The 20,480-nt window shown below is 69.1% G+C and carries 21 protein-coding genes and 1 riboswitch; of the genes, 16 read left to right on the plus strand and 5 right to left on the minus strand.

Features of this window, described 5'->3' with window-relative positions; translation table 11 throughout:
- Window positions 1-5 precede the first annotated feature (5 nt).
- The 13 genes from HRC28_RS14805 to HRC28_RS14865 all read left to right on the plus strand — a co-directional run bounded on the left by HRC28_RS14805 (window position 6) and on the right by HRC28_RS14865 (window position 11,275).
- Entirely contained in the window at window positions 6-629 is a 624-nt protein-coding gene (locus HRC28_RS14805) for a CDP-alcohol phosphatidyltransferase family protein (protein ID WP_182376262.1), read from the plus strand.
- Window positions 622-1,467: a DUF881 domain-containing protein gene (locus tag HRC28_RS14810; RefSeq protein WP_182376263.1), complete on the plus strand. Its 846-nt coding sequence runs from the start codon at window positions 622-624 to the stop codon at window positions 1,465-1,467. The genes HRC28_RS14805 and HRC28_RS14810 overlap by 8 nt, the downstream gene beginning before the upstream one ends.
- Window positions 1,464-1,796: a small basic family protein gene (locus tag HRC28_RS14815; RefSeq protein WP_056716562.1), complete on the plus strand. Its 333-nt coding sequence runs from the start codon at window positions 1,464-1,466 to the stop codon at window positions 1,794-1,796. The genes HRC28_RS14810 and HRC28_RS14815 overlap by 4 nt, the downstream gene beginning before the upstream one ends.
- Entirely contained in the window at window positions 1,789-2,538 is a 750-nt protein-coding gene (locus HRC28_RS14820; protein WP_182376264.1) for a DUF881 domain-containing protein, read from the plus strand. Before HRC28_RS14815 ends, HRC28_RS14820 begins: the two co-directional genes overlap by 8 nt.
- A 10-nt stretch (window positions 2,539-2,548) precedes the next feature.
- Window positions 2,549-2,938 carry a glycine cleavage system protein GcvH gene (gene gcvH, locus HRC28_RS14825; protein WP_182376265.1) on the plus strand — a complete coding sequence of 130 codons (390 nt, stop codon included), beginning with the start codon at window positions 2,549-2,551 and terminating at the stop codon, window positions 2,936-2,938.
- A gap of 49 nt (window positions 2,939-2,987) precedes the next feature.
- Complete coding sequence (locus tag HRC28_RS14830; protein WP_182376266.1) at window positions 2,988-3,512, plus strand: FHA domain-containing protein; 525 nt, start codon at window positions 2,988-2,990, stop codon at window positions 3,510-3,512.
- Between the two features lie 2 nt (window positions 3,513-3,514).
- The gene (locus tag HRC28_RS14835) at window positions 3,515-4,252 is read left to right on the plus strand and encodes a MerR family transcriptional regulator (RefSeq protein ID WP_182376267.1); all 738 of its coding nucleotides are present in this window, start codon (window positions 3,515-3,517) and stop codon (window positions 4,250-4,252) included.
- Window positions 4,253-4,271: 19 nt separating this feature from the next.
- On the plus strand, window positions 4,272-4,760 hold the full coding sequence (locus HRC28_RS14840; RefSeq protein ID WP_182376268.1) for a bifunctional nuclease family protein: 489 nt from the start codon (window positions 4,272-4,274) through the stop codon (window positions 4,758-4,760).
- A gap of 142 nt (window positions 4,761-4,902) precedes the next feature.
- Complete coding sequence (locus tag HRC28_RS14845; RefSeq protein WP_237111496.1) at window positions 4,903-5,508, plus strand: MerR family transcriptional regulator; 606 nt, start codon at window positions 4,903-4,905, stop codon at window positions 5,506-5,508.
- A 56-nt stretch (window positions 5,509-5,564) separates the two neighbouring features.
- A riboswitch (glycine riboswitch) is annotated at window positions 5,565-5,654 on the plus strand.
- An 83-nt stretch (window positions 5,655-5,737) separates the two neighbouring features.
- A complete protein-coding gene (gcvP, locus tag HRC28_RS14850; protein ID WP_202033082.1) occupies window positions 5,738-8,560 on the plus strand; it encodes an aminomethyl-transferring glycine dehydrogenase in 2,823 nt (940 codons plus the stop codon).
- A 2-nt stretch (window positions 8,561-8,562) separates the two neighbouring features.
- Window positions 8,563-9,849, plus strand: coding sequence for a serine hydrolase domain-containing protein (locus HRC28_RS14855; RefSeq protein WP_182376270.1), 1,287 nt, complete (start codon window positions 8,563-8,565; stop codon window positions 9,847-9,849).
- A gap of 38 nt (window positions 9,850-9,887) precedes the next feature.
- Window positions 9,888-10,397, plus strand: coding sequence for a hypothetical protein (locus HRC28_RS14860; RefSeq protein WP_182376271.1), 510 nt, complete (start codon window positions 9,888-9,890; stop codon window positions 10,395-10,397).
- Between the two features lie 26 nt (window positions 10,398-10,423).
- Window positions 10,424-11,275, plus strand: coding sequence for an acyl-CoA thioesterase domain-containing protein (locus HRC28_RS14865; protein ID WP_237111497.1), 852 nt, complete (start codon window positions 10,424-10,426; stop codon window positions 11,273-11,275).
- Between the two features lie 11 nt (window positions 11,276-11,286).
- Here HRC28_RS14865 and HRC28_RS14870 read toward each other — a convergent pair whose 3' ends face one another.
- The 3 genes from HRC28_RS14870 to pepN all read right to left on the minus strand — a co-directional run bounded on the left by HRC28_RS14870 (window position 11,287) and on the right by pepN (window position 15,802).
- Window positions 11,287-11,853: a hypothetical protein gene (locus HRC28_RS14870; RefSeq protein ID WP_182376272.1), complete on the minus strand. Its 567-nt coding sequence runs from the start codon at window positions 11,851-11,853 to the stop codon at window positions 11,287-11,289.
- Window positions 11,854-11,926: 73 nt separating this feature from the next.
- Window positions 11,927-13,294 carry a DNA recombination protein RmuC gene (rmuC, locus tag HRC28_RS14875; protein ID WP_182376273.1) on the minus strand — a complete coding sequence of 456 codons (1,368 nt, stop codon included), beginning with the start codon at window positions 13,292-13,294 and terminating at the stop codon, window positions 11,927-11,929.
- Between the two features lie 51 nt (window positions 13,295-13,345).
- Window positions 13,346-15,802 (minus strand): aminopeptidase N, encoded by a 2,457-nt coding sequence (gene pepN / locus HRC28_RS14880; protein ID WP_182376274.1) that lies wholly within the window; start codon window positions 15,800-15,802, stop codon window positions 13,346-13,348.
- A 48-nt stretch (window positions 15,803-15,850) separates the two neighbouring features.
- Here pepN and HRC28_RS14885 point away from each other — a divergent pair, with 48 nt between their 5' ends.
- A complete protein-coding gene (locus tag HRC28_RS14885) occupies window positions 15,851-16,732 on the plus strand; it encodes an SDR family NAD(P)-dependent oxidoreductase (RefSeq protein WP_182376275.1) in 882 nt (293 codons plus the stop codon).
- Here the strand turns inward: HRC28_RS14885 and HRC28_RS14890 are convergent.
- A complete protein-coding gene (locus tag HRC28_RS14890) occupies window positions 16,719-17,489 on the minus strand; it encodes a peptidylprolyl isomerase (protein ID WP_182376276.1) in 771 nt (256 codons plus the stop codon). The two genes, HRC28_RS14885 and HRC28_RS14890, sit on opposite strands and share 14 nt — an antisense overlap.
- 51 nt (window positions 17,490-17,540) lie before the next feature.
- On the opposite strand from HRC28_RS14890, the gene HRC28_RS14895 reads away from it, so the two are divergent.
- Entirely contained in the window at window positions 17,541-18,410 is an 870-nt protein-coding gene (locus HRC28_RS14895; RefSeq protein WP_182376277.1) for an LLM class F420-dependent oxidoreductase, read from the plus strand.
- A gap of 21 nt (window positions 18,411-18,431) precedes the next feature.
- A complete protein-coding gene (locus tag HRC28_RS14900) occupies window positions 18,432-20,075 on the plus strand; it encodes an ABC-F family ATP-binding cassette domain-containing protein (protein ID WP_182376278.1) in 1,644 nt (547 codons plus the stop codon).
- A 2-nt stretch (window positions 20,076-20,077) separates the two neighbouring features.
- On the opposite strand, the gene HRC28_RS14905 is transcribed toward HRC28_RS14900, so the two are convergent.
- A complete protein-coding gene (locus HRC28_RS14905) occupies window positions 20,078-20,470 on the minus strand; it encodes a VOC family protein (RefSeq protein ID WP_182376279.1) in 393 nt (130 codons plus the stop codon).
- Window positions 20,471-20,480 lie beyond the last annotated feature (10 nt).

The following is a 20,480-nucleotide window of genomic DNA, read 5'->3' on the forward strand; positions in this document are numbered from 1 at the left end:
CGATCGTGGGTGCACCCGAGACGCGCGACGAACCTGCCGCGGGCCGTCAGGTGCTGACCGTTCCCAACGTGATCAGTGCCTCGCGACTGCTCGGCGTTCCCCTTTTCCTGTGGCTGGTGCTCGGCCCGGAGGCCGACGTCTGGGCACTGGTCGTCCTGATGGTCGCCGGCGGGACCGACTTCCTCGACGGCTGGTTGGCACGCAAGCTCAACCAGCAGTCCGAGTTGGGTCGACTGCTCGACCCGGTCGCCGACCGGTTCTACATCCTCGCCGTGGTGATCGGTCTCGCGATGCGCGACGTCATCCCGTGGTGGGTCGCGGCCTCACTGCCGTTGCGCGACCTGCTGCTGTGGGGGCTCGTGCCGCTGCTGCGGACCCGTGGTTACAGCGCGTTGCCCGTGCACTTCCTGGGCAAGGCCGCGACCTTCAACCTGCTCTACGCCTTCCCGTTGCTGTTCCTCGGCGACGGAGAAGGCACCGTCGCCACGCTCGCGCAGATCTTCGGGTGGTCGCTCGCGTTGTGGGGGATCGGTCTCTACTGGTGGGCCGGCGTCCTCTACGCGTGGCAGGTGCGCAAGCTCCTCGCCACCACCGAACGCCGCCCCCGGGGAGCGGGTTCGCGTGAGTGACACGATCGACCGGACCAGGACTCCGCTGCTGACCCTGATCACGCTGGAGGCGCTCGACCGCGACTACCAGGCGGCTGCGTCCCGACGCGGTGTCGACACCCGTGAAGGAGCCGGCTCACGGGTTGCGGTCGTCCTCGTCATGGCTGCCTTCGCGATGCTCGTGACCGTCGCCGCTGTACAGACTTCGCAGAATGCCGACGTCGACGACGCGAGTCGGGCCAGCCTGATCTCGCGGATCGAGTCGCGGCGCGCCGTGGTCGGAGACCTGCAGGCCGACATCGCTGACCAGCGCGCGGCCAACACCGCTGCGGAGGCGACCCTCCGGTCCCTGGGTTCTCGGTACGGCGACACCCAGGCCGACGCCACGGCGATCGGCGCACTCACCGGCTTCGAGCCGGTCACCGGTGACGGCATCCGCGCCACTCTCGACAATCCGCCCAACGCCGGCGAGGACGACGCCGTCGTGCGCGACACCGACCTGGCCCTGCTGGCCAACGGGTTCTGGGCCGCCGGTGCCGAAGCGATCTCCATCAACGGCCAGCGACTGTCTCCGATGAGCGGCATCCGCAACTCCGGCGAGCCCGTCGAGGTCAACGGCATCGGCATCGCGCCGCCGTACACGATTCTGGTGGTCGGCAACCAGCGGACCTTGTCGGCCAACTTCATCGACACCTCCAGTGGTCTCCAGTTCCTCGCGCTGAAGGACCAGTACGGCTTCCCGTACCGGGCGGACAACGAGGACGACCTGCACCTGCCGGCGGCACCCGCGTCGACCCGACAGCTACGGTCGGCCACGGTCCTGAGCAATCCCAAGATCGAAGGAGGTGAGGCACCGTGATCGCCGTTCTCGGTCTGCTCGTGGGCGTGACTCTCGGATTCGTGCTGTCTCCCGATGTCCCGCAGTCGCTGGAGTTCTACCTGCCCATCGCGGTGGTCGCTGCGCTCGACGCGGTGTTCGGCGCGCTGCGTGCGTATCTGGACGGCATCTTCGACGACAAGGTCTTCGTCGTCTCGTTCCTCAGCAACGTGGTGATCGCGGCCGGCATCGTCTACCTCGGTGACCGCCTCGGCGTCGGTGGCCAGCTCTCGACCGGTGTCATCGTCGTCCTCGGGATCCGGATCTTCACCAACGCAGCCGCCATCCGGAGGCACTTGTTCCATGCCTGAGGAGAGCCCCACCAGCCCCGCGAACACGGCCACCGACCGCCTCATGCAGGCGCTCCTGCGGCCCTCTCGCAAGCAGGTCGTTGCCGGCCTGCTGCTGGCGTTGCTCGGGTTCGCCGCGGTCACCCAGGTGCGGGTGACGGGCACCGACGAGACCTACGCCGGCCTGCGGCAACAGGACCTCATCGACCTGCTCGACGGACTTGCCGGCACGCGCCAGCGTGCGGAAGCCGAAGTCGATCGCCTCGAAGACGTCGCCGCCGGCCTCCGTGACGACTCGACCAAACGGCAGACCGCGCTCGAACAGGCGCAGAAGTCGGTCGACAACCTCAACATCCTCGCGGGGCTCGTGCCCGTGACCGGCCCCGGCATCCGGGTCACGATCACCGAGATCGACGGCCGACTGACCCTGGCATCCCTGCTCGACACGATCCAGGAGTTGCGCACGGTCGGTGCCGAGGCGATCGCGATCAACGGCACCGTGCGCGTCGTCGCCCAGACCTCCTTCGCGGAGACCGAGGGCGGCTTCACCGTCGACGGCGAGCAGGTCGAGGCGCCGTACGTCATCGATGTCATCGGCGAACCGGGTGTGCTCGGGGGTGCGCTGACGTTCGCGCTGGGGCCGAAGAAACAGATCGAGGAGGACGGCGCCCGCATCGAAGCGCGCGAACTGAAAGCGATCGACATCGAAGCTGTTGCGCGACGCGACCGGCCTCGGTACGCCGCCCCTGACCAGGGGCAGTAATCTTCTGGCCATGACGAACCCCGCCGAGCTGAAGTACACCGTCGAGCACGAGTGGCTGCGTGAGCCCGGGGAGGTCGCCGGGTCCGTCCGGGTCGGCATCACCGACTTCGCGCAGGAAGCCCTCGGCGACATCGTCTACGTCTCGCTCCCCGAGGTCGGTGCCGCCGTCAGCGCCGGCACCCCTTGCGGTGAGCTCGAGTCGACCAAGTCGGTCAGCGACGTCTACGCGCCGGTCACCGGCGAGATCGTTGCCGTCAACGAGGCGCTCGATGCCACCCCCGAACTGGTCAACAACGACCCCTACGGTGCCGGCTGGCTGTTCGAAGTCGTGCCCGCAGACGGCACCCAGGTGGACGGATTGCTCGACGCGTCCGCATATGAGGCCCAGCTCGACACCTGATCGGGTACGTTCGTCAACGACCAATCCGGACCCTTCAAGGAGCCCCCTGATGCCGTTCTGCACCGCCTGTGGTCGGCAGAACCCCGATGATGCGCGGTTCTGCTCCCAGTGCGGCAACCGCCTGGTGGAGCAGGACGCGTCGACGCCCGCCGTCAGCGACGCGACCGCCACCATCCAGTTCGGTGCCGGTGCCTCCGCCGGTGACCGCGTGGAGACCTCTGACCGCGCGCTCAGCCCCGTGGATGCTGCTGCGGTCGATGCGCTGCCGACCGGACACGCCCTGCTGGTCGTCCAGAAGGGCCCCGGTTCCGGGAGCCGTTTCCTGCTGGACGCCGACGAGGTGACGGCCGGACGCCACCCGGAGAGCGGGATCTTCCTCGACGACGTCACCGTCTCCCGTCGCCACGCCGTGTTCCGTCGTGACGGCGGCACCTTCACGGTCGAGGACGCAGGCAGCCTCAACGGCACCTACGTCAACCGCGACCGGATCGAGAAGACGCAACTCACGGACAGCGACGAGGTCCAGGTCGGGAAGTACCGGCTGGTCTTCTTCTCCGGTCACGAGAGCCTCTGAGCATGGCCGTGGCCTTTGCCCGCGGCGAGCGGGAGCCCCTGCTCAACATCGGACAGGTCCTGGACATGCTGGAGCCCGACTTCGGCGGGCTGATCAGCATTTCGAAGTTGCGTGGCCTCGAGGACGACGGGCTGATCAAGCCCGATCGCACCGCCGCGGGGTACCGCAAGTTCTCCCACGCCGACGTGGAGCGGTTGCGCTACATCCTGCGGATGCAGCGCGACCACTACCTGCCCCGACGCGTGATCCGCGAACACCTCGACGCCATGGACCGTGGCCTCGAGCCCCCCGCACCCGACCCCGTCGTGCCCACGGTGCCCAAGGTGGCCATCGGCGTGGACGGCCTGCCCGCGCCCGAGTCGTTCCGTCGTACCGACAAGCTGCGACTCTCGCGCAAGGAGCTCATCAAGGTGGCAGAGATCGACGAGAAGTTGCTCGGACAGCTCGAGGACTTCGCGCTGATCACCCCTTCTGCCACCGGGCACTACGACACCGATGCACTGGTGATTGCCCAGACGGCCCGTGAGCTCGCCGACTTCGGCATCGAGCCGCGGCACCTGCGCGCCTTCCGCACTGCCGCCGACCGCGAGGTCGGGTTGATCCAGCAGGTCGTTGCTCCCGTGCGCGGCAGTCGCGACGCCGGAGCAAGTGCCCGCGCCGACGAGGCCGTGGTCGAACTCGCGGCGCTCTCGGTGAGATTGCACGCAACTCTGGTCAAGGCTGGGCTCCGCCGCATCTAGACCTGAGTACGCTGGGGGCATGCGCGAGGTCGAGGTCCTGGGAGTCCGGGTGGAGATGCCGTCCAACCAGCCCATCGTCCTGCTCCGCGAGTCCAGCGGCGAGCGGTACCTGCCGATCTGGATCGGCGCCGTCGAGGCGACCGCGATCGCATTCGCCCAGCAGGGCGTGACACCGCCGCGGCCGCTGACCCACGACCTGATGCGCGACATCCTCACCGCCACCGGGACCGATCTCGACCAGGTCCGGATCACCGACGTGAAGGACGGCGTCTTCTTCGCGACGCTGGTCTTCGCCTCCGGGGTGGAGGTCAGCGCGCGTCCGTCGGACTCGATCGCGCTCGCGTTGCGCACCGGCACCACCATCTACTGCGAGGACGCCGTTCTCGCCGAAGCCGGCATCGCAGCGCCGGCGGAGGAGGAGGACGAGGTCGAGCGGTTCCGCGAGTTCCTTGACCACGTCTCTGCCGACGACTTCGAGGCCGAAGACCTCGGCCCCAGCGAGGGTTGATTTAGAAGCCTCAGCCTCAACCTCACCTTGAGGCTGAGGGTTTTCCACGACACGCCCAGTGACGTCTTTGACCGACCCGGACTGCCGCCGTACCTTGAAGTGTCGAATGACACGCATGAATGTTGGATCCCGTGGAGGACCAGTGAACGAGCAGCAGCCGGAGACGGCACAGCAGTCCGCACAGCGTGATGCTGAGGCGGCCGCCGCCGCGGAGGAGCAAGGGCTCCTCTTCTCCGACGACGTTTCCCCGGTGCCGAGTGACCTCGGGTACCGCGGTCCGACGGCGTGCAACGCCGCGGGCATCACCTACCGCCAGCTGGACTACTGGGCGCGCACCGGGCTGATCGAGCCCAGCGTTCGCGGCGCCAAGGGCTCCGGCTCGCAGCGGCTCTACAGCTTCCGCGACATCCTGATCCTCAAGATCATCAAGCGCCTGCTCGACGCCGGAATCTCGCTGCAGCAGATCCGCACCGCGGTGAGCCACCTGCGCGAGCGCGGCACCGACGACCTGACCCAGGTCACCTTGATGAGTGACGGCGCCTCGGTCTACGAGTGCACGAGCAACGACGAGGTCATCGACCTCCTCCAGGGCGGCCAGGGCGTGTTCGGCATCGCGATCGGCGGCGTCTGGCGCGAGATCGAGGGCACCCTCGCCCAGTTGCCGAGCGAGCACGCCGACGCCGAGGTCGGCGAGGCACTCGAGGGTGACGAGCTCGCCGCACGACGCGCGGCCAGGATCGTCAGCTGAACTGAGCCAGTCTTTCCAACAAGAGCCACCCTGCGCTGTAGGGTGGCTCTTGCTGTTGATGCTGCACGGGAGAGTCAGGCCCGAGCCTGCGCCGAAGGGGCAATTCCTCCCCGGAACCTCTCAGGCGCCCGGACCGTGCGGAGCAGGCAACTGTGGAGCTGCACCGGTGCAGTGACAGAGGGGGAGGGATTCGATCTCTCTTTGTCGATCCCCAAGGACCCGCCTGCTCATGAGCACCCCCTTCGTCAACCGCCACATCGGACCGGACGCTGCCCAGGTCCAGACCATGCTCGAGCGGCTCGGCTTCGCCTCGATCGATGAACTGATGGACGCGGCCGTGCCGAAGTCGATCCGGTCGACCGACGCCCTCGCCCTGCCGGACGCAGTCGACGAGGAGACCGCTGCTGCGGAGCTCCGCGCTCTCGCTGCGAGCAACGTCCCCGGCGAACCGATGATCGGTCTGGGCTACCACGCGACGGTGACCCCCGCGGTGATCCGGCGCAACGTGCTGGAGGACCCGAGCTGGTACACCGCGTACACGCCGTACCAGCCGGAGATCTCGCAGGGCCGGCTCGAGGCCCTCATCAACTTCCAGACGATGGTGTCGGACCTGACCGGTCTCGCCACGTCAGGCTCCTCCCTCCTCGACGAAGGTACGGCGGCCGCGGAGGCCGTGGCGCTCGCGTTCCGCGCCAACCGAAAGGCCTCCGGACCGTTCGTCATCGACGTCGACGCCTTGCCGCAGACGATCAATGTGGTGCGCACCCGCGCCGAGGGCATCGGCATCGAGATCCTCGTTGCCGACCTGACCCACGGCCTGCCCGAGGGCGAGGTGTCCGGTGTGCTCGTGCAGTACCCCGGCGCGTCCGGCCGGATCGCCGACATCAAGCCGGTCATCGACGAGGTCCACGAGCGGGGTGGCCTGGCCGTCGTCGCCGCCGACCTGCTGGCCCTGACCCTGCTGGAGGCACCGGGCACGCTCGGCGCCGACGTCGTCGTCGGGTCGGCGCAGCGCTTCGGTGTCCCGCTGTTCTACGGCGGCCCGCACGCCGGCTTCATCAGTGTCCGCGAGGGCCTGGAGCGCCAGCTCCCGGGCCGACTCGTGGGTGTCTCGGTCGACGCCGAAGGACGGCAGGCCTACCGCCTCGCGCTGCAGACCCGTGAGCAGCACATCCGTCGCGACAAGGCGACGTCCAACATCTGCACCGCCCAGGTCCTGCTCGCCGTGACTGCGGCGATGTACGCCGTCTACCACGGCCCCGAGGGCCTCAAGGCGATCGCGAGCGAGATCCACGAGCTCGCCGGCCGCGCCGCGGCCTCGCTCCAGGGCGCCGGCTTCTCGCTGGTCAACGACACCTTCTTCGACACCCTCCAGGTGCGTACGCCCGGCAAGGCCGCCGCGACGGTGAAGGCCGCGCGCGCCGAGGGCCTGCACCTGCGCCTGGTCGACGAGGACACGGTCGGCATCGCGTTCGGGGAGACGGCAAGTGCCGCGACCCTGCGCGCCCTGCACACCGCCTTCGAAATCACCCCGCAGTCCGCCGAGCCGCTCGAGGGACTGCCCGCAGCGCACCACCGGACCACGGAGTACCTCACGCACCCGGTGTTCACCACGCACCACAACGAGACCTCGATGCTGCGCTACCTGCACCGGCTCAGCAGCCGGGACTACGCGCTCGACCGCGGCATGATTCCGTTGGGCTCCTGCACGATGAAGCTCAACGCGACCACCGAGATGGAGCCGATCTCACTGGCCGGGTTCGCCAACCTGCACCCGTTCGTCCCGGTCGACGACGCCGCCGGCTACGTGCACATGATCGAGGAGCTGGAGAGCTGGCTGGCCGAAGTCACCGGCTACGACCGGGTCTCCATCCAGCCGAACGCCGGCGCCCAGGGTGAGTTCGCCGGGATGCTCGCGATCCGCAACTACCACCGCGCCAACGGCCAGGGCCAGCGCGACGTCTGCCTGATCCCGTCCTCGGCGCATGGCACCAACCCCGCGTCCGCGGTGATGGTCGGCATGAAGGTCGTCGTCGTGAAGTCCCACGACGACGGGACCGTCGACCTCGACGACCTGCGCGCGAAGTGCGAGCAGCACTCCGAGACCCTCGCCGCGATCATGGTCACCTACCCGTCGACGCACGGCGTCTACGAGGAGACCATCACCGAGCTCTGCGACCTCGTGCACGAGCACGGCGGCCAGGTCTACATCGACGGCGCCAACTTCAACGCGCTGCTCGGGTACGGCCAGCCCGGCAAGTTCGGCGGCGACGTCTCGCACCTCAACCTGCACAAGACGTTCTGCATCCCGCACGGCGGCGGTGGCCCGGGCGTCGGCCCGGTCGCGGTGCGCGAGCACCTGGCGCCGTACCTCCCCACGCACCCGCTGCACCCCGACGGCAGCCGCCGTGAGGGCACCGGGGCGATCAGCGCCGCGCCCTTCGGTTCGGCCGGGATCCTGCCGATCTCGTGGGCCTACGTTCGGATGATGGGTGCCGAGGGACTGACTCGCGCGACCGCGGTCGCCGTGCTGTCGGCCAACTACATCGCTGCTCGGCTCGGCGAGCACTTCCCGGTGCTCTACCGCGGCGAGACCGGACTGGTCGCGCACGAGTGCATCCTCGATCTCCGCAAGATCAGCGCGGACACAGGCGTCTCGGTCGACGACGTCGCCAAGCGCCTCATCGACTACGGCTTCCATGCGCCGACCATGTCGTTCCCCGTCGCGGGAACGCTGATGGTCGAGCCCACCGAGTCCGAGGACCTCGCCGAGATCGACCGCTTCTGCGACGCGATGATCGCCATCAAGGGCGAGATCGACCGCGTCGTCGCGGGCGAGTGGGACGTCGACGCGTCGCCGCTGCACAACGCGCCGCACACGGCACGGGCGCTGGTCGGCGAATGGGATCGCTCCTACTCCCGCGAGGTCGCCGTCTTCCCGGCCGGCATCACGCCCGACAAGTACTGGCCGCCGGTTGCCCGCATCGACCAGGCCTACGGCGACCGCAACCTGGTGTGCGCGTGCCCGCCGATGGACGCCTACACCGACTGATCATGGGGTACGACGACGCGCTGGCCGCGCTGCAGGGGGCCGGTCGGCTGCCTTCGGTGGCGGCAGCGGTCGCTCGTGCCGGGGTGCCGGTGTGGAGTGGCTGCGTCTCGGTCGACGACGGCGTGACGAGTGGGTCGTCGTACCGGATCGGGTCGATCACGAAGACCATGACGGCCGTTCTCGTCCTGCAGTTGCGGGACGAGGGTCTGCTGGCACTGGACGACCCGATCGGATCGGTGGTGCCGGAGACGGGCTACGCCGACGCCACGATCCGTGCGTTGCTGTCCCACACCAGCGGGATGCAGAGCGAACCCGTCGGACCGTGGTGGGAGCGCTCCACCGGCGGTGACGCGGACTCCCTGATCGCAGCGAACGACGGCTCGGGTCGGGTTGCCGCGGCGGGGGAGTACTTCCACTACTCGAACCTCGGGTTCGGGCTGCTCGGCGAAGCCATCGCCCGACTGCGCGGCACGGACTGGTGGACCGCGGTGCAGACCCGGTTGCTGGCGCCGCTCGGCATGGCGGAGACGTCGTACCACGCCCCCACGGACCACGCGCCGGGCCGCAGCGTCGATCATTTCGCCCACACGCTCACCCCTGAACCGCATACCGACACCGGTGCGATGGCGCCGGCAGGACAGGCGTGGAGCACGGTGGCCGACCTGTTGCGGTGGGCCGACTTCCTGGCCGTCGGGCACGCGGACGTGGTCCCGCCCTCGACGCTCGCAGAGATGGCCGGAGCGGTCCCGCCGGCCGCGGCCTACGGACTCGGACTGCGCGTCCTTCGCGTCGGGAACCGGGTCCTGGTCGGTCACACCGGCTCGATGCCCGGGTTCCAGGCGTCCCTGTTCGTGGACCGGGAGTCGCGGGACGCCGTGGTGGCGCTCACGAACGCCACCACGGGTCTGCGTCCCGAACAGGTGCCGGCGATCCTGCTCGACGGTGCTCCGTGTCCGAACCCCGGCGGCCGCTGGGAACCGACGACGCAGGTTCCGGAGCCGGTGGCTCCGATGCTCGGCATCTGGTTCTGGGGCAACACCGCCTTCGGCGTGGAGTGGGCCCACGACACGTTGCTGGTCCGCGACCTGCGGACCGCGGACGTCAGCGACCGGTTCGCGGTCATCGAGGGCGAACTGATCGGCATCGACGGGTACCACGAGGGCGAGCGCCTCGAGGTGCGCCGCCGTACCGACGGCACCGTCGACCACCTCGAGTGCGCGACGTTCATCTACACGCGGGTGCCCTATGACCCGAACGTCACGATTCCCGGCGGCCACCCGGCATCGTGATCGCCCCAACGAGGTGCGATCTGCCCTAGCCTCGGGCCATGCACACATTGGTCAAGGTCGGCGCGGTCGTGGCACTCCTGGTCGGTCTCGCCGGATGTGGCAGCGACGACGACCCAGGTGATGCCGACCCCAGCCGCGGCGCGACGTCCTCGGACGGCGGGTCGACCGATGCGCCCGACGATTCCGACGATTCCGACGGAGGATCGGGCGACTGCGCGACGCCCGAGCAGGCCGCCCAGTTCTCCATCAACGGCCAGATCGTCTCCCAGTTCGCCAACCTGCCCACCGAACGTTGGAGCACCACGCTCGGAAACCTTGATGACCTCGATGAAGAGGTCGCGGCCCTGAGCAGCCTCGAGGGCGCTGACGTCGAGGCAGCGATCGCCATCTACGAGCAGATCCCGCCGATCATCGAGGCCGGGCTGGGTGGCGACACCGCAGCCACGGCGAAGCTCGCCGACCTGATCGGCACCGACCCGGTCGAAGCACTGAAGCTCAAGAACACCATCGTCCTTGCCTACGCGAAGCAGTGCCAGGGCGCGGGCTGACACTCGTCGTACGTCATGATGAGCGGGTGAACGAGAACACGTTGCAGTTTGCCTGGTTCCAGCGCGACGGTGAGACGTACCTGCCCCTGCCCCTCGCCCAGAGTCTCTGGAAGGCCGAGCAGATGCACGGCGTGGCCATCAGCGGCCTGCTCGCGCGCGCACTGGAGGAGGCCGTCACGGCTGCCGGACGCGCGGACCTGGTGCCGGCGCGCTACCACGTCGACCTGTTCCGCCCGGCCGCGATGATCGCCACCACGACCGAAGCAACGGTGGTCCGGGAGGGGACGCGCCTGATGCTGGTGGACGCGGTCGTCCGCCAGGAGGGCGAGGTCGTTGCGAGGGGCAGCGCCACCTTCCTGCGGCCAACGGTGAACCCGGACGGAGGAATCTGGTCAGCGCAGGACCGACCGGTTGCTCCGCCGGTGGAACTGATGCCGGAATCCGGTCACCCCGACACCCCGTTCTTCGCGAGTGACACGCCCTGGTCGGACGACTTCGGCGCGCATCAGAACGCAGGCCGCCACCAGACCTGGCAGACCGCTGTCCCGATCGTGCTCGACGAGGCGTGCACGCCCTTCCAGGCGGTCGCGTCGGTTGCCGACGCCACCAGCATGGTGACGAACTGGGGGAGCGGGGGCGTGCAGTTCATCAACACCGACATCAGCGTCGTACTGTCCCGCCTCCCCGACGGGGTGGTCCTGGGTCTGCGCAGCACCGACCACCTGGCTGTCGACGGCATCGGTGCCGGCACCGCCGAGGTGTTCGACCGGCACGGTTCGATCGGTACGGCGACCGTCAGTTCCCTCGCCAACACCCGGCGCACCGTGGACTTCTCCGCATTCGACGCAGAGAGTCACCACGGGTCGCCGGGCGCGTGAACTGACGGACCTCAGTTGCTGGTGATGACCACGTAGAACCGTTTGCGTGCCCCGGGCTGGGTGACGGTGCCGTCGCTGTTGCGCGGGCTGACCACGAAGTGGTCGGAGTTGTTCGTGCCCGCGGGTGCGCAGGCGACCACGCCGGCGACGCCACAGAGCGTCGCGGAGATCTCGCCGCTGAACTCGGGGTTCGCGTTCGCAGTGGGGGCGCGACCGTTGGTGATGCCGTCGGCGTTCTGGTCGACCTGGTTCTGCAGGGCGATGGTCGTCACGATGCCGTTGTCGGACAGGTCCTCACCCGAGTTGATGTAGACATTGCCCGCGGCGCGGAGTGAGTTGTCGCCCGTGGCGGCCGTGTTGGCCAGGGTGGGGTACGCCGCGGCGACGGTGAAGCCGCCGGACTGGGCCTCGATCTGACCGTTGGCGTCGATCAGCAGCCAGCGCTCCTGGCCGGGCCTGCCGTCCTCGCCTGAGTTGCCGGGGCCAGCCTGGGCGACCGCCCAGGAAGTGCCGCCGAGGGAGAGAGCGAGTGCTGCTGTCGCGACGTAGAAGGACGGGGTGGGCTTGTGGACACGCATGTGAACCTCCGATGGGAGTGATCTGTCACACGTGCTTCGGAGCGGAAGGATCCGCGGATGGTAAAGGTTCTGCTCAGCCCGCGAGGGTGTCGCCCTCGTCGATGACGTCGGCGTCCGTGATGTCGAAGTCGAAGGTCAGGTCGGGACGATCCAGGTCGGCCAGGGCCGCGAACTCGCCACTGGCCAGGGCACGGGGAGCGTCCTCGATCTCCGCCGGAGCGGGAATGGTTGCGAGCGGGTCCGCCGCGTTGAGCTTGCGGGCTGCCGGCAGCACGGAGCGCTCGAGCGAACCGGTGAAGGCGTTGTAGTCCTTCACGCTGCGCTGCAGCGAACGGCCGAGCTTGTCGACGTGCTCGGCGAGCTTGAGGATCCGGCGGTAGAGGATCTGGCCGAGCTCGAAGAGCGCCTGTGCGTCCTCGGTCAGCGCTTCCTGCTTCCACGTGAAGGCGAGCGTCTTGAGCAGGCCCCACAGGTTGGTCGGCGTGGCCAGCACGATGCCCTGCTTGAACGCGTGCTCCTGCAGCGACGGGTCGACCTCGAGGGCCGCGTTGAGGAGCTGCTCGTTGGGGATGAACGCGACCGTGAACTCCGGGCTGGTCTTCAGCCCGGTCCAGTAGCCCTTGCGGGACAGCGCGTCGACGTGTCCGCGGACCCTGCGTGCGTGGTCCTCCAGCAGGCGCTGGCGCGCCTCGGGGTCGATGCCCTCGCGGTGGGCGTCCATGAACGAGTTGTACGGCGCCTTGGCGTCGATCGCCATCTGCTTGCCGCCGGGCAGGTTGATCACCATGTCGGGGCGACGAGCGCCGGAGTCGGCGTCCATGGAGTGCTGCAGCTCGAAGTCGACCCGGTTGAGCAGGCCCGCCGTCTCGACCAGAGTGCGCAGCTGGGTCTCGCCCCACGCGCCGCGGACCGCGTTGTTCTTGAGCACCGACGACAGCGTGTCGGCCGCCTTGCGGGAGTCCTCGACAGAACGCTGGGTGTGCCGGATCTGCTCGGCGAGCTCGGTGTGCTGCTGGACCCGCGACTTCTCCAGGTCGTCGACCTTGCGCTGCATCGAGCGCAGGTGCTCGACCACGGGGGACAGGGTCTTGAGGACCTGGGTGTGCCCGCTCTCGCTGACTTCCTTGTCGCGTTGCGCCTGCTCACGCTCGCGCTGTGTCTGCCGCTGCTGGTCGATGAGGGCGCGGTACTGCTCACGCGCATCCTCCAGCGCCGTCTGGAGGGCATCGACCTGGGCACCCGTGGCAGCCAGTTCCTCCTGAATCGCGCCGCGAGCCGACGCCTCCTGCTGCCGCAGCTCGGCGACAGCGAGATCGTGGCGGGCCTGGACCAGGGCCGGGTCCTCAGGGGCTGCCGCCGGCGTGAAGGTCTTCTCGCGCACGAGCCAGCCGACTCCCGCACCGAGCAGGAGACCGAGGAGCAGAGCGAGGAAGATGACCATGGAGACAGTCAAACAGCGGGGGGCGACAGAACTCCGCTGGGCACGCCGCGCTCAGGCGACAACCGCGGCCCGACGGCGCTCGAGTTCGTCCAGGGAGTCCGCCAGGCGTCGTCGTACGGCGCCCGGGAGATCCAGTTCGAGGGCGGCCTTCGCGGCAGCAACCGTGGCGTCGTCGCGGTGGGTGATGGGGAAGAAGGCAGAGATCACGACGCCCTGGACCCAGCCCTGGTGCGCGGACATCAACTCGTCGAGGCGGGTGAAGTACGCGACGGCAAACGGCTCGGTCAGGCTCAACTGGTCCGGTCGCCACAACCCCTTGCCGGCGGCCTCGATCTCGTAGTTGGGCACGGACACCTCTCCGGTCGCGCGCGCCCAGGCGAACTCCTTGGCCTCGAGCAGGGGGAGCGAGGCGACGGCGCGGGTGTGGTGCACCGTGGCGGTGCCGCCGGGCTCGGCGGCCAGGGCCGCGTCGAGCGTGCTCCAGTCGGTGGCCCCGAGCTCGGCGAGTCGGCGGCGTGCCTTCCAGCGCAGGTCGAGGTCGGCCGTGATCCCGGCCGGCAAGCCCTCTCCGGCAGCCCAGCGCTCCAGCTCAGCAGGGTCGGCAGCCGACAGCACCGTCGCCCGGAAGGCGGACAATTGGAGTTCGGATCCATCGTCGGCGCGATCAGCGGCGTCCCGAACCGCCGCGTGGAAACGGGCCATGGAACCGTCGGGAGCCAGCGGAAGTGCCGTGTCGAGGGCCCACTGGATCAGGCTGCGGATGCCGTCCGCGGTGTCCTCGACCGGAGGATCCGCGGCGAGCAGGTCGGCCACGGAGGCCGGGGAGACGGATGCGTTGAACAACCCGAGCCGGACGCTGTTCCACATCGTCGCCCGGAGTTGCGGGTCCTCGATCTGCGGCGCGAGCGCGGGCAACGCCGCCATCGTGACGGCGTCGGGAGGGCAGACCGCCCAGGTGCTCTCGCTGGCGTCGAGCAGGACGGGCGCCTGATCCGCAGCGAACGGAGTCGTCGGTCCGTCGATCACGAACGGCTCGGTGCGCCAGCCCGCGTCGCCGTACACCGCGACATCGAGCAGGTGGCGGCGGTCGGCGGGGTGGTCGACGGGGGAGGTCCGCAGGACGACGCCCGCGACGCGATCGACGGTGAGTGCATCCGGGCCGGGCGTGAGGAGCCAGTCGTTGACGAACCCGTCGAGGTCGGCCCCGCCGGCGGCCTTCGACCAACTGGCGAAGAGGTCGTGCATCGTGGCGTTGCCGAAGCGGTGCAGCGCGAAGTGTTCGCGGACGCCGCCGAAGAACGCGTCGTCGCCGAGGAGCGTGGCGAGCTGGCGCAACACGTTCGATCCGCGGGCGTACGAGATGCCGTCGAAGTTCTGGAGCGCTGCGAGCGCGTCCTCAGCGGCGTTGCCGGCGACGGGGTGTGTCGTCGGGCGGGAGTCGGCGGTGATGCCCCACGTCCGGCGCGCATAGGACTGGTGCAGCCACCCGTCGTCGTACTGCGTGGCATCGGCGATGACGCGGTAGCCCATGTATTCGGCGAACGACTCGTTGAGCCACAAGTCGTCCCACCAACGCGGCGTGACGATGTTGCCGAACCACTGGTGCGCCATTTCGTGGGCGATCAGGGCTGCGCGGAAGCTGCGATCGGCGCGGGTGCTGGCGCCCTCGAACAGCAGCGGGTCCCGGATCGTGACGCACCCCGGGTTCTCCATTGCGCCCGCGTTGAACTCTGGAACGAATGCCTGGTGGTAGTCGCCGAACGGGTAGCGCACCCCGAACAACCGGTGGTACTCGTCGAATGACTGCTTGGTCAGCGTGAACAGTTCGTCGGCTTCGCGATCGAGCGTCGCAGCCAGGCTCCGGCGCGAGCTGAGTCCGAGCGGAATGCCGTCGTGGTCGTCGGCGAGGCGGTGGTACGGCCCGGCGACGAGGGTGACGAAGTACGTCGAGAGCGGGGGAGTGGGGCCGAGTTCCCACCGACGTGACCGGGCATCACCACCGACCTCGCGCGCCGGGGCATTGCCGACGACCATCCAGTCGGCCGGGGCGGTCACCCGCATCGTGTACGGCGCCTTGAGGTCCGGCTGGTCGAAGCAGGCAAAGATCGTCGGCGCCGCGTCCATGAAGGACATGCCGTAGACGTAGGCGAGCCCGTCGGCCGGGTCGACCGACCGGTGCAGGCCTTCGCCGTCGTTGCGGAACGGCATCGTCGCGGAGACGACGAGTTCGTGTTCGCCGGCGGTCAGGGCCAGCGCGACCCGGCCGCGATCGAGGGTCGCGACGTCGATCGAAGCGCCGTCGAGGGTGACGGCGTGCAGCGCCTTCGGCTTCACGTCGAGGAAGGTGTCGGCGGTGGTGCTGGCGAACCGGATGACTGTGCGGGAGGCGAACATCTCGTCGCCGCCGGACAGGTCCAGTTCGACGTCGTACGACGTCACGGTGAGCACGCTCGCACGGTGCTCTGCTTCGGTGCGCGTCAGGCTGATCGACCCGGATTCGGTGCTCATCGGGCCAGCGTAGTGAGCCGGCCAACGACGATGTGGCAACCTTCGGCCATGCGTCCGTGGACCCAGGTTCCGCCCCAGTCGGGGCGCCGTTTCGTGATCACCGGCTCCAACGGGGGCCTCGGTCTGGAGACCGCCCGGATCCTCGGCTCCCGCGGTGCGGAGGTCGTGATGGCGTGCCGCAGCATCGAGAAGGGTGAGGCGGCCGCTCGGACCGTTCCCGGCCACGACAAGGGCCGGGTGCAGGTGCGCCAGATCGACGTCAGTGACCTCGCGTCGGTGCGGGCGTTCGTGGCCGGCCTGACGGATGAGGGCCGACCGGTCGACGTACTCATCAACAACGCGGGGGTGCTCGGTGTCCCGCACGCGTTGTCGGCCGAGGGGGTCGAGATGCACTTCGCGACCAATTATCTCGGCCACTTCGCGCTGACGCAGGGGTTGCTGCCGCTGTTGACCGACCGGGTCGTGGTTATCAGTTCACGCGAACACCGGTCAGGGGAGATCGATCTCGACGACCTGGCGTGGGAGCGGCGCCCGTATCGCGCATTCGGGGCCTATGGCGCGTCGAAGCTGGCCGACCTGCTCTTCATGAGGGAACTGGACCGTCGCCTGCAGGCCGAGGGGTCCCCGGTGCGCTCGGTGGGCGCGCATCCCGGAGCATCGGCCACGTCGATCACGAGCGGTTCCGGCAACCCGGTCGTCACGGCGATCGGTCACTACGGCCAGCGGCTGGTCGGCATGCCTGCGTGGCGCGGCGCTCTGTGCTCGGTCTACGCCGCCACGATGGACATCCCCGGTGGCACGTACATCGGTCCGCACGGGCTGACCGAGCTCTGGGGCTGGCCCGCGCCCGCGCGGATGTCACCCAAGGCCGGCGACGAGGTCCTCGCCGCCGCCCTGTGGGAGAAGTCGGTCGATCTCAGCCGACCTTGATGCTCTGGAAGGTGACCGGGGTGTTCGGCCGGCCGCCGCCGCTGTCGGCCCAGAAGCCGTCGTTGCCCGACGCGGTGGCCTTGAGCAGGGTCTTGAGGGACGCGTCGTCGAGCTTGCCCCACACCGTGTAGGACGGCGGGAAGCTCGAGTCGCCGAAGACGATGAAGAACTGGCCGCCGCCGGAGTTCGGGGCGCCGGTGTTCGCCATCGCGAGGGTGCCGGCGGGGTAGGTCTCGGTGCCGTCGACCTCGTCGGGGATCGTGTAACCGGGGCTGCTGGAGCCGGTCTGCGAGTCGGGCGTAGCCGCCTTCGGGTCGAAGAACGGGTCACCGCACTGCAGGAACTCGAAGCCCGGGTCGTTGCCCTGGCGGTGGCACGAGGTGTTGTCGTAGTAGCCCTGCTCGGCCAGCGACGCGAACGACGCCACGGTGCACGGCGCCTTGTCGGCGTCGAGGATCAGCGTCAGGTCACCCACGGACGTCTTCAGGACCGCCGGGACCTGTCCCTTGTACGGCGACGTCGCGGCGGGCGGCTTGACGTCACGCGCAGGCGCGCCGGCGACCTCCCACGCGCAAGGAGTGCCGGCGCCGGACGTCTCCGTGGCGGCGGGCGAGGTCGGGTCCGAGGTCGGGTCCGACTCGGACGTGGCCTCGGTCGGACTGGTGTCGTCACTCGCCTTCGTGTCGTCGTCACCGCAGGCGGTGAGGCTGGCGAGCAGGAGCAGGGCCGGGACTCCGGCGAGCAGGCGGGAACGCATGGGCGGAATCGTACGCAGACGACCTGAGCCCGCGCGGCGTAGGTTGGCAGCATGGACCTGGGCATCCACTACGCGACGTTCACGACACCCGCATGGGAGACCACACTGGTCGACCACCTGATCGCCACGGCGAAGGTCGCCGACGAGGGCGGGATCTCGCTCTTCACGGTCATGGACCACTACTTCCAGATGGTCGACTTCGGCGGTCCGTTCGAGCCGATGCTCGAGGGCTACACGACGCTCGGCTATCTGGCGGGAGTCACCGAGCGGGTGAACCTCAGCCTGTTGGTGACCGGCGTGACGTACCGCCGTCCCGGCCTCCTGGCGAAGATCGTGTCGAGCCTGGATGTGCTCTCGCGCGGTCGAGCGCAGCTCGGTATCGGCGCTGCCTGGTACGACCGCGAGCACGACGGGCTCGGCGTACCCTTCCCGCCGCTGGCGGAGCGCTTCGAGCGGCTCGAGGAGACGATCCGGATCGTCGAGCAGATGTGGAGCGACAACGACGGTCCGTTCGAGGGAGCCCACTACCAACTGGCCGAGACGATCTGCCTCCCGAAGCCGGTGCGGGGGCGGGTGCCGCTGATGATCGGCGGCCAGGGCGAGCGCAAGACCCTGCGGATGGTCGCCCAGTACGCCGACGCCTGCAACCTGTTCACGGGGGAGGGCGTGCCCGGCGTCGCGAAGAAGCTCGAGGTGCTTCGCCGCCACTGCGACGAGCTGGATCGCGACTACGACGCGATCCGCAAGACCATCCTCTACTTCGGTGACCCGGTCGCCGAACCCGACACCTTCGTCCGCGACATGGAGGAGTACGCCGCCCTGGGGGTCACCCTCGCCGCGATGATGGCGCCGGCGGCCGATCCGGCGGCATGGGCGACCGCGGTCGTCGAACAGGCACTGCCTCGAGTGAAGGACCTCTGACGGCCCGGCTAACCTCACCGGGTGAGCGCGACGATCAAGGCTGCAGGACTGGCCGCAGGACATGGCGCCACGGCGCTCTTCTCGGGGCTGGACCTGGTGATCGGACCGCGCGACGTGGTGGGTCTGGTCGGCCCCAACGGCGCGGGCAAGTCGACGTTGCTGCGCACCCTGGCGGGCGAGATCCCGCCCGAGGAGGGCACCGTCACGGTCACACCCGCCTCCGCCCTCATCGGCTACCTGCCCCAGGAGACGGAGCGCCGCGAGGGCGAGACCGTGCGCGGGTTCCTCGCCCGTCGTACCGGCGTCGCGGAGGCGCAGGCCGCGTTCGATGCCGCGACGGCGCGGCTGGAAGCAGGGGACGCGGGAGCCGATGACGAGTACGCCGATGCCCTCGAGCGCTGGCTCGCCCTCGGTGCACCAGACCTGGACGAACGGGCTGACGCCATTGCAGCGGATGTCGGCCTTGCCGTCGACCTGGACCAGTTGATGACCTCGCTCTCGGGTGGACAGGCCGCGCGAGCGGGACTCGCCAGTCTGTTGTTGTCGCGGTACGACGTGTTCCTGCTCGACGAGCCGACCAACGACCTCGACCTCGACGGCCTCGACCGGCTGGAGCGCTTCGTCGCCGACCTGGGCGAGGCGGCGGTCATCGTGAGCCACGACCGCGAGTTCCTCGCCCGCACCGTGAACCGGATCGTCGAGCTCGACCTCCACCAGCGAGCGATCAACATCTACGGCGGCGGTTACGACGCGTGGCTCCAGGAGCGCGAGATCGCCCGCCGCCACGCCCGGGAGGCCTACGACGAGTACGCCGACACCGTCTCCGGCCTGCAGGCGCGCGCCAACATGCAGCGGAACTGGGCGGCGCAGGGCGTGCGCAACGCTCGACGCAACATCAACAACGAGCCCGACAAGTCGGTCCGCAAGTACCGCGTCAACTCCAGCGAGAAGCAGGCGTCGAAGGTTCGCCAGTCCGAGAAGGCGCTCGAACGACTCGAAGAGGTCGAGGAGCCCCGCAAGGAGTGGGACCTGCGGATGGAGATCGCCGCGGCGCCCCGCTCCGGTGCCGTCACTGCGGCCCTGCGGGACGCCGTCGTACGACGAGGCGACTTCACGTTCGGACCGGTGACGCTGGAGATCGGCTGGGCCGAGAAGGTCGCCATCACCGGCGCCAATGGCTCTGGCAAGTCGACACTGCTCGCTGCGCTGCTCGGCCGGATCCCGCTGGACGAGGGTCAGTCACACCTCGGTCCCGGTGTCGTCGTGGGCGAAGTGGACCAGGCTCGGCGACTGTTCGAAGGCGATGAGCCACTGGTCGATGCGTTCCAGCGGCACGTGCCAGACCTTGCACCGGAGCCGGTGCGCACCCTCCTCGCGAAGTTCGGTCTGAAGACGGACCATGTCGTGCGGTCGGCCGCGACCCTGTCGCCGGGGGAGCGGACCCGTGCGGCGCTCGCACTGCTGCAGGCCAGGGGAGTGAACCTGCTGGTCCTCGACGAGCCGACCAACCACCTCGATCTGCCCGCGATCGAGCAACTCGAGTCCGCCCTCGCCGACTACCCCGGCACGCTGCTGTTGGTCACTCACGACCGGCGGATGCTGTCAGCGGTGGCGACCACCCGTGAACTACGCGTCGAGAACGGCCGCGTGTCAGAGCGATCCTGACGTCAGGTCGCTCGCTGTGCGCCCTGGAACAGTTCGACGAGGTTGCCGGATGGATCGGCCAGGAGGATCTGGCTGCCGCCAGGACCGGAGACCAGGTCGCTCACGAAGGACAGCCCGGCTTCGCCGAGACGAACGATCTCGGCCTCGAGGTCATCGACGACGAGATGGATCCGGTTGCGACCAGGGGAGGCCGCGAGGTCCGGGGGAGTGGCTCGGGCTCCTGAACTGGCCGCGCCGGACAGCAGCAGCCGCAGGACGCCGCGCCTGACGTCAGCAAATGCCGGTGCAGCGCTCATGGCGAGCGTGAAACCCAGATGCTCGGTGTAGAACGTGATGGAGGCGTCGACGTCGTCCACGAGGTACCGCACGCTGACGAGATTCTCCGGAGCGTTCATGGGTCCACCG

It is taken from the genome of Nocardioides sp. WS12, assembly GCF_014108865.1.
Lineage (GTDB): Bacteria > Actinomycetota > Actinomycetes > Propionibacteriales > Nocardioidaceae > Nocardioides.

What these genes read in the sequence shown, in the direction of transcription:
- HRC28_RS14855 (WP_182376270.1), top strand. Translation starts at nt 8,563, where the DNA reads ATGGGGTACGACGACGCGCTGGCCGCGCTGCAGGGGGCCGGTCGGCTG.
- HRC28_RS14840 (WP_182376268.1), top strand. Translation starts at nt 4,272, where the DNA reads ATGCGCGAGGTCGAGGTCCTGGGAGTCCGGGTGGAGATGCCGTCCAAC.
- HRC28_RS14870 (WP_182376272.1), bottom strand. Translation starts at nt 11,853, where the DNA reads ATGCGTGTCCACAAGCCCACCCCGTCCTTCTACGTCGCGACAGCAGCA.
- HRC28_RS14820 (WP_182376264.1), top strand. Translation starts at nt 1,789, where the DNA reads ATGCCTGAGGAGAGCCCCACCAGCCCCGCGAACACGGCCACCGACCGC.
- HRC28_RS14895 (WP_182376277.1), top strand. Translation starts at nt 17,541, where the DNA reads ATGGACCTGGGCATCCACTACGCGACGTTCACGACACCCGCATGGGAG.
- pepN (WP_182376274.1), bottom strand. Translation starts at nt 15,802, where the DNA reads ATGAGCACCGAATCCGGGTCGATCAGCCTGACGCGCACCGAAGCAGAG.
- HRC28_RS14830 (WP_182376266.1), top strand. Translation starts at nt 2,988, where the DNA reads ATGCCGTTCTGCACCGCCTGTGGTCGGCAGAACCCCGATGATGCGCGG.
- HRC28_RS14885 (WP_182376275.1), top strand. Translation starts at nt 15,851, where the DNA reads ATGCGTCCGTGGACCCAGGTTCCGCCCCAGTCGGGGCGCCGTTTCGTG.
- HRC28_RS14890 (WP_182376276.1), bottom strand. Translation starts at nt 17,489, where the DNA reads ATGCGTTCCCGCCTGCTCGCCGGAGTCCCGGCCCTGCTCCTGCTCGCC.
- HRC28_RS14905 (WP_182376279.1), bottom strand. Translation starts at nt 20,470, where the DNA reads ATGAACGCTCCGGAGAATCTCGTCAGCGTGCGGTACCTCGTGGACGAC.
- HRC28_RS14835 (WP_182376267.1), top strand. Translation starts at nt 3,515, where the DNA reads ATGGCCGTGGCCTTTGCCCGCGGCGAGCGGGAGCCCCTGCTCAACATC.
- HRC28_RS14860 (WP_182376271.1), top strand. Translation starts at nt 9,888, where the DNA reads ATGCACACATTGGTCAAGGTCGGCGCGGTCGTGGCACTCCTGGTCGGT.
- gcvP (WP_202033082.1), top strand. Translation starts at nt 5,738, where the DNA reads ATGAGCACCCCCTTCGTCAACCGCCACATCGGACCGGACGCTGCCCAG.
- rmuC (WP_182376273.1), bottom strand. Translation starts at nt 13,294, where the DNA reads ATGGTCATCTTCCTCGCTCTGCTCCTCGGTCTCCTGCTCGGTGCGGGA.
- gcvH (WP_182376265.1), top strand. Translation starts at nt 2,549, where the DNA reads ATGACGAACCCCGCCGAGCTGAAGTACACCGTCGAGCACGAGTGGCTG.